11 protein-coding genes are annotated in these 12,825 nt (G+C 65.1%); 9 read left to right on the forward strand and 2 right to left on the reverse strand.

Annotated elements, in window-relative coordinates:
* Positions 1–42 precede the first annotated feature (42 nt).
* A complete protein-coding gene (gene sfsA / locus MJ122_RS20370; protein WP_088416400.1) occupies positions 43–750 on the reverse strand; it encodes a DNA/RNA nuclease SfsA in 708 nt (235 codons plus the stop codon).
* Positions 750–1,922, reverse strand: coding sequence for a pyridoxal phosphate-dependent aminotransferase (locus MJ122_RS20375; protein WP_239745860.1), 1,173 nt, complete (start codon positions 1,920–1,922; stop codon positions 750–752). Before MJ122_RS20375 ends, sfsA begins: the two co-directional genes overlap by 1 nt.
* Positions 1,923–2,256: 334 nt before the next feature.
* Here MJ122_RS20375 and dksA point away from each other — a divergent pair, with 334 nt between their 5' ends.
* From dksA to panC, 9 genes are all read left to right on the forward strand, one after another.
* Positions 2,257–2,700 carry an RNA polymerase-binding protein DksA gene (dksA, locus tag MJ122_RS20380; protein ID WP_015478905.1) on the forward strand — a complete coding sequence of 148 codons (444 nt, stop codon included), beginning with the start codon at positions 2,257–2,259 and terminating at the stop codon, positions 2,698–2,700.
* Positions 2,701–2,782: 82 nt separating this feature from the next.
* On the forward strand, positions 2,783–3,670 hold the full coding sequence (gene gluQRS / locus MJ122_RS20385; protein ID WP_239745861.1) for a tRNA glutamyl-Q(34) synthetase GluQRS: 888 nt from the start codon (positions 2,783–2,785) through the stop codon (positions 3,668–3,670).
* 84 nt (positions 3,671–3,754) lie between these two features.
* The gene (locus MJ122_RS20390) at positions 3,755–3,931 is read left to right on the forward strand and encodes a hypothetical protein (RefSeq protein ID WP_015478907.1); all 177 of its coding nucleotides are present in this window, start codon (positions 3,755–3,757) and stop codon (positions 3,929–3,931) included.
* Entirely contained in the window at positions 3,915–6,866 is a 2,952-nt protein-coding gene (locus MJ122_RS20395; protein ID WP_026079038.1) for a sensor histidine kinase, read from the forward strand. The genes MJ122_RS20390 and MJ122_RS20395 overlap by 17 nt, the downstream gene beginning before the upstream one ends.
* A gap of 26 nt (positions 6,867–6,892) precedes the next feature.
* Complete coding sequence (locus tag MJ122_RS20400; protein WP_088416396.1) at positions 6,893–8,326, forward strand: sigma-54 dependent transcriptional regulator; 1,434 nt, start codon at positions 6,893–6,895, stop codon at positions 8,324–8,326.
* A gap of 763 nt (positions 8,327–9,089) precedes the next feature.
* Positions 9,090–10,499 carry a polynucleotide adenylyltransferase PcnB gene (locus MJ122_RS20405; protein WP_239745862.1) on the forward strand — a complete coding sequence of 470 codons (1,410 nt, stop codon included), beginning with the start codon at positions 9,090–9,092 and terminating at the stop codon, positions 10,497–10,499.
* Complete coding sequence (folK, locus tag MJ122_RS20410; RefSeq protein ID WP_239745863.1) at positions 10,496–10,981, forward strand: 2-amino-4-hydroxy-6-hydroxymethyldihydropteridine diphosphokinase; 486 nt, start codon at positions 10,496–10,498, stop codon at positions 10,979–10,981. The genes MJ122_RS20405 and folK overlap by 4 nt, the downstream gene beginning before the upstream one ends.
* A gap of 141 nt (positions 10,982–11,122) precedes the next feature.
* Positions 11,123–11,920 carry a 3-methyl-2-oxobutanoate hydroxymethyltransferase gene (gene panB, locus MJ122_RS20415; protein WP_239745864.1) on the forward strand — a complete coding sequence of 266 codons (798 nt, stop codon included), beginning with the start codon at positions 11,123–11,125 and terminating at the stop codon, positions 11,918–11,920.
* Positions 11,920–12,771, forward strand: a complete 852-nt coding sequence (gene panC, locus MJ122_RS20420; protein WP_088416392.1) for a pantoate--beta-alanine ligase — start codon at positions 11,920–11,922, stop codon at positions 12,769–12,771. The genes panB and panC overlap by 1 nt, the downstream gene beginning before the upstream one ends.
* Positions 12,772–12,825: the final 54 nt, after the last annotated feature.

The raw sequence follows: 12,825 nt of genomic DNA on the forward strand, positions 1-12,825 counted from the left end.
GTAGAGAAGCGAGCCTGCCTGCGGACAACCCGAGCGCCGGGGCTACAGCAAGACCTTCAACGGCCGCTCCAGGCATATCTCCTGCGTATCGATCCTTGCCCCATACGCCAGCACTTCCACCCCGGCGGTATGTGCCTCCGCCAGCGCAGAGTTGTAGGCCGGATCGATCTCCATCGCCGGGCGCACCGCTTCGATATCCGACAGGTTCACCGCATACAGCAGCACCGCACGCATGCCGTCGCGCGCCAGCGCCGCCAGTTCGCGCAGGTGTTTCGCGCCGCGCTGGGTAACAGCGTCGGGGAAGGCCGCGACCGTGGTGCCGTCGAAACCCAGCGTCACGCTCTTCACTTCCACGTACACCGGCTTGCCGGCGTACATCAGGCGGAAGTCGGCGCGACTGTTCTCCTGCCCGTAGGCCACTTCGCGGCGCAGCTCGTCGAAGCCGGCGAGTTCAGCCACCCGTCCGGCGAGCAGCGCTTCTTCCACCAGCCGGTTGGCCCGTCCGGTGTTCACGCAGGCCAGGCGACCCTGTGGGGTTTCCACCAGTTCCCAGGTCCCCGGCAGCTTGCGCTTGGGGTCATCGGAGCGGCTGAACCAGACCCGGCAGCCCTCGCTCATGCAGTTGAGCATCGAGCCGGTATTCGGGCAGTGGATGGTGAGCTGCTCGCCGCTGGCGGTTTCGATGTCCGCCAGGAAGCGTTTGTAGCGCTTGATCAGGCGCGCCTCGATCAGCGCAGGCTCGAAGCGCATCAGGTATGCCAGGTCTTCAGGCCGCGGGCGATGCGCTCCACTGCCTGCTGCAGGCGTTCGACGCTCTGCGTGTAGGCGAAACGCACATGGTGCGACGCCTGGTAACGCCCGAAGTCGATGCCCGGCGTGAAGGCCACGTGCTCGGTCTCGATGAAGTGCTGGCAGAAGGTGAAGGCGTCGCCGCCGAAGGCGCTGATATCCGCATACAGATAAAAGGCGCCCTCCGGCTCCACCGCGATACCGAAGCCCAGTTCGCGTAGCGCCGGCAGCAGGTAGTCGCGGCGGCGACGGAACTCCTCGCGGCGCTCTTCGAGGATCGCCAGGGTCGCCGGCTCGAAGCAGGCCAGCGCTGCGTGCTGGGCCATGCTCGGTGCGCTGATGTAGAGGTTCTGCGCCAGTTTTTCCAGTTCACCCACCGCTTCTTGCGGAGCCACCAGCCACCCCAGGCGCCAGCCGGTCATGCCGAAATATTTGGAGAAACTGTTGAGGACGAAGGCGTCGTCATCCACTTCCAGCACGCTGGGCGCTTCGATGCCGTAGGTCAGACCGTGGTAGATCTCATCCACCACCAGATGACCACCGCGCGCCTTGAGCGCCAAAGACAGCGCCGCGAGCTCATCCTTGTGCAAGAGGGTGCCCGTAGGATTCGCCGGCGATGCGGCCAGAGCGCCTACACTGTCCTGATCCCAGTGCCGTTCGATGAGTTCCGGGGTGAGCTGGTAACGGCTCTCCGGCCCCACCGGCACCAGTTGCGCAGCGCCTTCCACCAGGCGCAGGAAGTGGCGGTTGCACGGATAGCCCGGATCGGCCAGCAGCCAATGCTTGCCCGGGTCCACCAGCAGGCTGCTGGCCAGCAGCAGGGCGCCGGAGCCGCCGGGTGTGACGAGAATGCGTTGCGGATCGATCGACAGGCCGTAGCGCTGGGCGTAGAAGCCGGCGATGGCTTCGCGCAGCGCCGGCAGGCCACGTGCGGCGGTATAGCGCGTGTGACCATTTGCCAGGGCCTTCTGCCCCGCCTCGACGATGGGCGCGGCGGTGGTGAAGTCCGGCTCGCCGATCTCCAGGTGGATGACGTCGTGGCCCGCGGCCTGCAGCTCGTTGGCCCGCGCCAGCAGCGCCATGACGTGGAAGGGTTCGATGGCGCGGCTGCGCGCACTGAAGGTGGTGGCCATGGAATATTCCGAACTTTGCGACAGAGCCGGGATTCTAACAGGCCACTGATGAATTCTGGGCAGCCGCGCCTGCAATGCGCAGCTTCCCGGAACTTGCAGGCTTCGTCTGGCGAACGCCGACGATCCTGCTCAGGTTTGCAGAAAAGCCCACTGGCGATGACCGGTGGGTCGCGGACCTGGCGATCAGGTCATGTGCGGGTACTGGCAGGCTCGATAACCGGGAGTAGCATCGCGGTTATCGTTCTGGTAAGTTCGCCCGCTGCGAGCGCGGGGCCGGCGGTGCCGGAGAGGGACCATCCGCGAGAGGATTAGCGAGAGTGAGAGGCGGTCATCCATGCCCACCAAAGCAAAGCAACAGAGCAGCCAACTGATTCGTGGCTTCGAGCCCTACCAGGAAACCAAGGGCGAGGAGTACATGAGCGATCGCATGCGCGCGCACTTCACCTCCATCCTCAACAAATGGAAAGTTGAGCTGATGGAAGAAGTGGACCGCACTGTGCACCACATGCAGGACGAAGCGGCGAACTTCCCGGATCCGGCCGACCGTGCCAGCCAGGAAGAAGAGTTCAGCCTCGAGCTGCGCGCCCGCGACCGCGAGCGCAAGCTGATCAAGAAGATCGACGAGACCCTGCAGCTGATCGAAGACAACGACTACGGCTGGTGCGATTCCTGCGGCGTCGAGATCGGCATCCGCCGTCTGGAAGCCCGCCCCACCGCCACCCTGTGCATCGACTGCAAGACCCTGGCGGAAATCAAGGAAAAGCAGCTGGGCTCCTGAGCCTGGTTGAACCGGAACGGGGCGCTGCGGCGCCCCGTTTCGTTTCTGTGCCTTGTAGATAACCTTCCAGCAGAGAGGCTCCATGCCCGCTTCCCGCTACGTCGGACGCTTCGCCCCCACACCCAGCGGCTACCTGCACTTCGGCTCGCTGGTCGCCGCCGTGGCCTCCTACCTGGATGCGCGTGCGGCAGGCGGAAAGTGGCTGGTGCGCATGGAAGACCTCGACCCGCCGCGGGAAATGCCTGGCGCCCAGGCGGCCATCCTGGAGACACTCGAACGCTACGGCTTCGAATGGGACGGGCCGGTGGAACGCCAGAGCGAGCGTCACGCCGCCTACGCCGCGCAGGTCGAGCAATGGCTGCGCAGCGGCCTGGCCTATGCCTGCACCTGCTCGCGCAAGCAGCTCGAAGGCAGCAACGGCATCTATCCCGGCACCTGCCGCGATGCCCAGCACGACTGGCACGGCGAGGTCGCCATCCGCATCCGCGTGCCGGAGCTCGACTACCACTTCACCGATCGCCTGCAGGGCGAATTCCACCAGCACCTGGGCCGCGAGGTTGGCGACTTCATCATCCGCCGCCGCGACGGCCTGTTCGCCTATCAGTTGGCCGTGGTGCTGGATGATGCCTGGCAGGGTGTGACCGACATCGTTCGCGGCGCCGACCTGCTGGACAACACCCCGCGCCAGCTCTACCTGCAGGAACTGCTGGGCATCGCCGCCCCGCGTTACCTGCACGTACCGCTGATCGTCCAGCCCGACGGCCACAAGCTGGGCAAGTCCTACCGCTCGCCACCACTGGAAGCCGACCAGGCTGCTCCGCTACTGGTGCGCGCATTGAAAGCACTGGGACAGAAGCCACCCACCGAGCTGCTTCAAGCCACGCCGCACGAGGTGCTCGCATGGGGCATCCTGCACTGGGATGCCAACGCCATCCCCCACAGCCTGACGCTGGAAGACGCACAGCTCTAAACTTGTACCTGTCCCCACCGGCGGCCGGCTTGCCGGCAACTGTGTGCACAGGTAGCCTGCCCGCCGAACCCAGAGAGAGACGACATGTACATCTACCGACTGGTGTTGCTCCTGGTCGTGGGCATCTACCTGTTCTCACCGGCCATCATGGACTGGTGGATCGATCCCCACGGCGCCTGGTACCGCCCGTATCTGCTGTGGCTGATCCTGATCGTCGTCACCTTCATCCTGCAGAGCCAGCGCGATGCTGACGAGCTTTAGCCTCACCCAGCTGATCCTGATCAGCGCCTCCTACCTGATGGTCCTGTTCGGCGTCGCCTGGATTACCGAGCGCGGTTTCATCCCGCGCCGGCTGGTGCGCCATCCGCTGATCTACACCCTGTCGCTGGGCGTGTACGCCAGCGCCTGGGCCTTCTATGGCACGGTCGGGCTGGCCTACCAGTACGGCTACGGCTTCCTGGCGATCTACCTGGGCGTCTCCGGCGCCTTCCTGCTCGCGCCGGTGCTGCTCTATCCGATCCTGCGGATCACGCGGGCCTACCAGCTGTCGTCGCTGGCCGACCTGTTCGCCTTCCGCTTCCGCAGTACCTGGGCCGGTGCACTGACCACACTGTTCATGCTGATCGCCGTGCTGCCAATGCTGGCGCTGCAGATCCAGGCGGTGACCGACTCGATCAGCATCCTCACCCGCGAATCCGAGCCCAACCGCGCGGCACTGGCCTTCTGTGCGCTGATCACCCTGTTCGCCATCCTCTTCGGCGCCCGCCATATCGCCACCCGTGAGCGCCACGAAGGGCTGGTGATGGCGATTGCCTTCGAATCGCTGGTGAAGCTGGTGGCGCTCTGCTCCATCGGCCTGTTCGCCCTCTACGGCGTGTTCGGCGGCCCGGACGGCCTGGAAGTCTGGCTGCTGCAGAACCAGGAGGCACTGAGCACCCTGCACACCCCGTTGGCCGAAGGGCCGTGGCGCACGTTGCTGCTGGTGTTCTTCGCCGCGGCCATCGTGATGCCGCACATGTTCCACATGACCTTCACGGAAAACCTCAACCCTCGCTCGCTGCTCAGCGCCAGCTGGGGCCTGCCGTTGTTCCTGCTGCCGATGAGCCTGGCGGTGCCACCGATCCTCTGGGCCGGCCTGCACCTGGGCGCCTCGACCAACCCGGAATACTTCACCCTCGGCCTGGGCATCTCGGTGGACAGCCCGGCCCTGGCCCTGACCGCCTTCATCGGCGGCATCTCCGCCGCCAGCGGGCTGATCATCGTGATGACGCTGGCGCTCTCGGGCATGGTGCTCAACCACCTGGTGCTGCCGCTCTACCAGCCGCCGGCCGAAGGCAACATCTACCGCTGGCTGAAGTGGACCCGTCGCGCGCTGATCGCTGCGATCATCATGGCCGGTTATGCCTTCTACCTGGTGCTGGGCGCCGAGCAGGACCTGTCGAACCTGGGGATAGTTTCCTTCGTCGCCACCCTGCAGTTCCTCCCCGGCGCACTGGCCGTGCTCTACTGGCCCACCGCCAACCGCCGCGGCTTCATCGCAGGGCTCGTGGCGGGCATGCTGGTGTGGGGCGCAACCATGCTTACCCCGCTGGTGGCGAACCTGCAGAGCATCTACGTACCGATGTTCAACTCGCTGTACGTGCTCGACGACACCACCTGGCACCTTGCGGCGCTGGCCTCGCTGGCGGCCAACGTGCTGGTGTTCACCCTCGTCTCGCTGTTCACCGAAGCCAGCGATGAAGAGAAAGGCGCCGCCGAAGCCTGCGCTGTCGACAATGTGCGCCGCCCGCAGCGCCGCGAGCTGATCGCCGTCTCCCCGCAGGAATTCGCCAGCCAGTTGGCCAAGCCACTGGGTGCGAAGACCGCCCAGCGCGAAGTGGAACAGGCGCTGCGCGACCTGCACCTGCCCTTCGACGAGCGCCGCCCCTACGCCTTGCGCCGTCTGCGCGACCGCATAGAAGCCAACCTTTCCGGCCTGATGGGCCCCAGCGTGGCGCAGGACATGGTGGAAACCTTCCTGCCCTACAAGGCCAACAGCGAAAGCTACGTCACCGAAGACATCCACTTCATCGAGAGCCGGCTGGAGGATTACCACTCCCGGCTCACCGGCCTTGCCGCCGAGCTCGATACGCTGCGCCGCTACCACCGCCAGACCCTGCAGGACCTGCCCATGGGCGTCTGCTCGCTGGCCAAGGATCAGGAAATCCTCATGTGGAACCGCGCCATCGAAGAGCTCACCGGGGTCAGCGCACAACGCGTGGTCGGCTCGCGCCTGGCCGCCCTGCCCGATCCCTGGCGCGGCCTGCTGGAAGGTTTCATCGACGCCCCCGACGAGCACCTGCACAAGCAGCGCCTGTCCATCGAGGGCCAGACCCGCTGGCTGAACCTGCACAAGGCGGCGATCGAGGAGCCCCTCGCGCCCGGTAACAGTGGTCTGGTGCTGCTGGTCGAAGACCTCACCGAAACCCAGTCCCTGGAAGACAAGCTGATCCACTCCGAACGCCTCGCCTCCATTGGCCGCCTGGCCGCCGGTGTCGCCCACGAGATCGGCAACCCCATCACCGGAATCGCCTGCCTGGCGCAAAACCTGCGGGAAGAGCGCGAAGGCGACGGCGAGCTGACCGAGATCAGCGGGCAGATCCTCGAACAGACCAAGCGCGTATCGCGTATCGTGCAGTCCTTGATGAGCTTCGCCCACGCCGGCGGCAAACAGGTCGCAGCCGAACCGGTATGCCTGGCGGACGTCGCCCAGGAAGCCATCGGCCTGCTGTCGCTGAACAAACGCAGCGTCGACGTGCAGTTCTTCAACCTGTGCAACCCCGAACACTGGGTGGAAGGCGACTCCCAGCGCCTGGCGCAGGTACTGATCAACCTGCTGTCCAACGCTCGCGACGCCTCTCCGCCCAACGGCGCGATCCGCGTACGCAGCGAGGCTAGCGAGCAGACCATCGACCTGATCGTCGAGGACGAAGGCAGCGGAATTCCCAAGTCGATCATCGACCGCCTGTTCGAGCCCTTCTTCACCACCAAGGACCCGGGCAAGGGGACCGGCCTGGGCCTCGCACTGGTCTATTCGATCGTGGAAGAGCATTATGGGCAAATCACCATAGACAGCCCGGCTGACCCCGAACGCGAATGCGGAACCCGCATCAGCGTCACCTTGCCGCGGCATCCTGGCCCGACGGCCGAGCAGTAAACGAGCACGTCGAGAGAGCTGAATACATGGCACATATCCTCATCGTCGAAGACGAAACCATCATCCGTTCCGCCCTGCGACGATTGCTCGAGCGCAACCAGTACCAGGTCAGCGAGGCTGGCTCGGTGCAGGAAGCACAGGAGCGTTACAGCATTCCGTCGTTCGACATGATCGTCAGCGACCTGCGGCTGCCCGGCGCACCCGGCACCGAACTGATCAAGCTGGCCCAGGGCACCCCGGTGCTGATCATGACCAGCTATGCCAGCCTGCGCTCGGCGGTGGACTCGATGAAGATGGGTGCGGTGGACTACATCGCCAAGCCCTTCGACCACGACGAGATGCTCCAGGCCGTGGCGCGCATCCTCAAGGATCGCCAGGAGAACCGTAACGCTCCCGAAGCCCGCGGTAACGCCAAGGCCGCCGAGCGTAGCAGCGGTAACACCGCCCCCGCAGACGGCGAGATCGGCATCATCGGCTCCTGCGCGCCCATGCAGGAGCTCTACACCAAGATCCGCAAGGTCGCACCCACCGACTCCAATGTGCTGATCCAGGGCGAATCCGGTACCGGCAAGGAACTGGTCGCCCGTGCGCTGCACAACCTGTCCAAGCGCACCAAGGCGCCGCTGATCTCGGTGAACTGCGCGGCGATCCCGGAAACCCTGATCGAATCCGAACTGTTCGGCCACGAGAAAGGCGCGTTCACCGGCGCCAGCGCAGGCCGTGCGGGCCTGGTGGAAGCGGCCGACGGCGGCACCCTGTTCCTCGACGAGATCGGCGAGCTGCCGCTCGAAGCCCAGGCGCGTCTGCTGCGCGTGCTGCAGGAAGGCGAGATCCGCCGGGTCGGCTCGGTACAGTCGCAGAAGGTCGACGTCCGCCTGATCGCCGCGACCCACCGCGACCTGAAGATGCTGGCCAAGACCGGCCAATTCCGCGAAGACCTCTATTACCGCCTGCACGTCATCTCGCTGAAGCTTCCGCCCCTGCGCGAGCGCGGCCCCGACGTGATGGAAATTGCCCGCTCCTTCCTGGCGCGCCAGTGCTCCCAGATGGGGCGCCCGGCGCTGACCTTCTCCCACGAGGCCGAACAGGCCATCCGTCACTACCCGTGGCCGGGTAACGTGCGCGAACTGGAGAATGCCATCGAGCGCGCGGTGATCCTCAGCGAAGGCCAGGAAATCCCCGCCGACCTGCTGGGCATCGATATCGAACTGGATGACCTGGACGACGACTTCGGCGACGACGGCGACCTGCGCCCCACCAACGGCAGCGCCAGCAACCACGAGCCCACCGAGGACCTGTCGCTGGAGGACTACTTCCAGCACTTCGTCCTCGAGCACCAGGACCACATGACCGAGACCGAGCTGGCCCGCAAGCTGGGTATCAGCCGCAAATGCCTCTGGGAACGTCGCCAGCGCCTGGGCATCCCGCGTCGCAAGTCCGGGGCATCGGCCGATTCGTAAGACGTTTCACACTGTTACCGCGGACATGCTCCGTAACAGAAGCCGGGTTCATCGGTAACGGGAACCCGGCTTTTTTGTGCCCGCCGCTCGAGGGCGAATCCTCGCAAACCCTTGAAAAATAAGGAATCGCAAAAGTTGGCACGGCATCTGCTTTGTTATTGGTACAACAACAATAACAAGCACGACCACTCACAATAAGAACAAGACGAAACGACTCCAGCACAACAAAAACAAGATCGCGGAGGCGCAGCTAACTGATTCTTTTGGAGAAGGGTAGCCGTCGGGACCAGTCCTGCAACCAGTCAAGAAGAATAAAACTGTCTTGAGACAGCACGCAAAACTGGTTGGATCGCAAGATCATTGCTCACTCAGCGACCAAAGCAATCCGTTTGCTATTGAACACCTTCCAAGTGTGGAAGGTTCCCCGAAGCAGGTAGCTTCGAGGGTCGGGTCTACAAACAAAAACAACAAGCCCGGTAATCATAATAAAAACAAAGCACGCACCTATTTGGGGGGGAGCCTCGGCTCCCCCAGTAGCTTTCGCTACACCCTCCCGCGCTCTCCCCGCAAGTCCCTTTCTTCACTTTTCTTCATCATCCCACCCCACGATGCTAGAATCGCCGCGGCGCAGACGGCATTCGATTTGCTGCCATTTGTTTCAAGGCAGCGGCAGACACCCGCTATTCTCCAGGAAACACCGTAATCAGGCGGCTTGCCGAGACCTGCGTATGCCATCCATACACCTATTCCCGATAGTGCACACATGCTGAAAAAGCTGATCCAGTCCATCCGATCCCCACTGCGCCGTCCGCGCGCTGTCCGCACCACTCCGGAAGTCGTTGGCAATCATCAGCACTCGCTGCGGCGGGAACAGTTCAGCAGGAACGCGGTGAACGTCGTGGAGCGCCTGACCAAGGCCGGCTACCAGGCATACATCGTTGGCGGAGGCGTACGAGACCCACTGCTGGGTATTCCGCCCAAGGACTTCGACGTGGCCACCAGCGCCACCCCTGAGCAGGTGCGGGCCGAATTCCGCAACGCGAGGGTGATCGGCCGCCGGTTCAAGCTGGTCCACGTCCATTTCGGCCGCGAGATCATCGAGGTTGCCACCTTCCGCGCCAACCATCCGGTCACCGAAGACGACGACACCGATAACGTCCACGCCTCCCGCAACGAGGCCGGTCGCATCCTGCGCGACAACGTCTACGGCACCCTGGAAGACGACGCCCAGCGTCGCGACTTCACCATCAACGCCCTGTACTTCGACGTCACCGGCGAGCGCATCCTCGATTACGCCCATGGCGTGCGCGACATCCGCAACCGCCTGATCCGCCTGATCGGCGACCCCGAGCAGCGTTACCTCGAAGACCCGGTGCGTATGCTGCGCGCTGTGCGCTTCGCCGCCAAGCTGGACTTCGAGATCGAGAAGCACAGCGCCGCGCCGATTCGCCGCCTGGCGCCGCTGCTCAACGAGATTCCTTCCGCCCGCCTGTTCGACGAAATCCTCAAGCTGTTCCTTAGCGGCAAGGCCGAGCGCACCTTCGAGCTGCTCAACGAGTACGACCTGTTCGCCCCGCTGTTCCCGGCGAGCGCCAAGGCGCTGAAGGACGACCCCGAGTACGCCGGCAAGCTGATGCGCCAGGCCCTGGCCAACACCGACGAGCGCATCCGCCTGGGCAAGCCGGTCACCCCGGCCTTCCTGTTCGCCGCGCTGCTCTGGCCGGCCCTGCCGGCCCGCGTGCTGAAGCTTCAGGACCGTGGCATGCCTCCAATTCCGGCGATGCAGGAAGCTGCTCATGAGCTGATCCTCGAGCAATGCCGCCGCACCGCAGTGCCCAAGCGCTTCACCATCCCGATCCGCGAGATCTGGGACATGCAGGAACGCCTGCCGCGCCGCCAGGGCAAGAAAGCCGACCTGTTGCTGGAGAACCCGCGCTTCCGCGCCGGCTACGACTTCCTCCTGCTGCGCGAAAGCGCCGGCGAGGAAACTGGCGGCCTGGGCGACTGGTGGACCGATTACCAGGAGGCCAGCGATGGCGAACGCCGCGGCATGATCCGCAACCTGGCCAGCCAGCAGGAAGAAGGGGGCACCGCGGCAACGCGCAAACGCCGCCGTGGCGGCAGCAACCGTCGTCGCCGCGGTCCGCGCACCGAAGGCGCCAGCAGCGAATGAGCGAGCGCGTGTACATCGGGCTCGGCAGCAACCTTGCCGAGCCGCGCCAGCAGCTGGAAGCCGCGCTGAAAGCGCTGTCGCAGATCCCCGCCACCAAGGTGGCGGTGGTCTCCCCACTCTACGCCAGCGATCCGCTGGGACCGCCAGGCCAGCCGCGCTACGTCAACGCCGTGGCCGCGCTGGATACCGATCTTGAGCCGCTCCCGCTGCTGGACGCCCTGCAGGCCATCGAGCTGGAGCAAGGCCGAGTACGCAAGGACGAACGCTGGGGCCCGCGCACCCTCGATCTCGATATCCTGCTGTTCGGCGATCGCCTGATCGACGAGCCGCGCCTGAAGGTGCCGCATTACCACATGCAAGCCCGCGCCTTCGTGCTCTACCCGTTGGCGGACCTCGCCCCGCAACTGCGCTTCCCTGACGGGCGTACCCTGCCCGAGCTGCTCGCCGCCTGTCCGTTCAGCGGTCTCGAGCGCCTGTCCTGAGGCATGCTGCGCCCCAGGCGTGGGGCGCACTGGCAGTAACGCCGTAACAGTCCGGTAACACCTGCAATTGACTTAGCCTTTTTCGATCCGGACTATAGGGCCCCGTTTGCCCCTGCCCGGCGCAGAACCGAGGACACTTTCATGCCTGATGTCACCCTGACCACCCTGCAAGGTCTCAAGCAAAGCGGCGAAAAGATCGCGATGCTGACCGCCTACGATGCCACTTTCGCCCACACCGCCAGCCTGGCCGGTGCCGAAATGCTGCTGATCGGTGACTCCCTGGGTATGGTGCTGCAAGGTCACGACAGCACGCTGCCGGTGACCGTTGAGGACATGGCCTACCACACCGCCGCCGTGAAGCGCGGCAACAAGGGCGCGCTGATCGTCACCGACCTGCCATTCGAATCCGGCACCTCGCTGGACCAGCTCCTGCGCGACTCGGTAAAGGTCATGCAGGCCGGCGCCCACATGGTCAAGCTCGAGGGTGGCGCCTGGCTCGCCGAGCCGATCACCCGCCTGGCCCAGATGGGCATCCCGGTGTGTGCGCACCTGGGCCTCACCCCGCAGGCGGTCAACCTGTTCGGCGGTTTCAAGGTCCAGGGGCGCCAGGAAGCCCAGGCGCGCCAGCTGCGTGCCGACGCCATCGCCCTGGAGCAATCCGGTGCCGCCATGCTGCTGCTGGAGTGCGTACCGTCCGCGCTGGCCCAGGAAATCACCGAAGCGGTGAAGATCCCGGTCATCGGTATCGGCGCCGGTGCCGGCACCGACGGCCAGGTGCTGGTGATGCACGACATGCTGGGCCTGTCGCTGTCCGGCCGTTCGCCAAAGTTCGTGAAGAACTTCCTCGACGGCCAGCCTGACATCCAGTCCGCCTTCGCCGCCTATGTGAAGGCTGTGAAGGACGGCACTTTCCCCGGCCCGGAGCACGGTTTCGCCTGATGAATACAGTCAAGACAGTTCGCGAGCTGCGCGCCGCGGTGGCGCGCGCGCGTAGCGAAGGCAAGCGCATCGCGCTGGTGCCGACCATGGGCAACCTGCACGCCGGCCACGCCGCGCTGGTGACCAAGGCCAGCCAGCGCGCCGACTTCGTGGTAGCGAGCATCTTCGTCAACCCGCTGCAGTTCGGCCCCAGCGAAGACCTGGACAAGTACCCGCGCACCCTCGCCGCCGACCAGGAAAAGCTGCTCGGCGCCGGCTGCCACCTGCTGTTCGCCCCCACCGTCGAGGAAATGTACCCCGACGGCATGGAGGGCCAGACCAGGCTGCATGTCACCGGCGTCTCCGAAGGGCTTTGTGGCGGAAGCCGTCCAGGCCACTTCGACGGCGTCGCCACGGTGGTGTGCAAGCTGTTCAACATGGTCCAGCCCGACATGGCGCTGTTCGGCGAGAAGGACTTCCAGCAACTGGCAGTGATCCGCAAGCTGGTGCGCGACCTCAATCTGCCCATCCAGATCTTCGGCGAGCCGACCGTACGCGCCGAGGACGGCCTCGCCCTGTCGTCGCGCAACGGTTACCTCACCGAGGAGCAGCGCGCCGTCGCCCCCGTGCTGCAGCGCACCCTGAAGCAACTGGCCGAGCGTATCCGCCACGGCGAGCGCGACTACCCCGCGCTGCTGGCTGAAGGGCGCCAGCAAATCGAAGCGGCGGGCTTGCGCATCGATTACCTCGAAGCCCGCGAATCCGCCGGACTGCGCCCTGCCACGGCTCAGGATCATCAGCTGGTGATTCTGGTTGCCGCCTTCCTGGGCAGCACCCGGCTGATCGACAACCTCGCCTTCCACATCGACTGATTCCCCGCCCGAGACCCGAATTTTCGCCTCGAAGCCGCGCCAGTCGCGGCATTG

It is taken from the genome of Pseudomonas sp. DP-17 (assembly GCF_022380625.1).
Lineage (GTDB): Bacteria > Pseudomonadota > Gammaproteobacteria > Pseudomonadales > Pseudomonadaceae > Pseudomonas > Pseudomonas nitroreducens_A.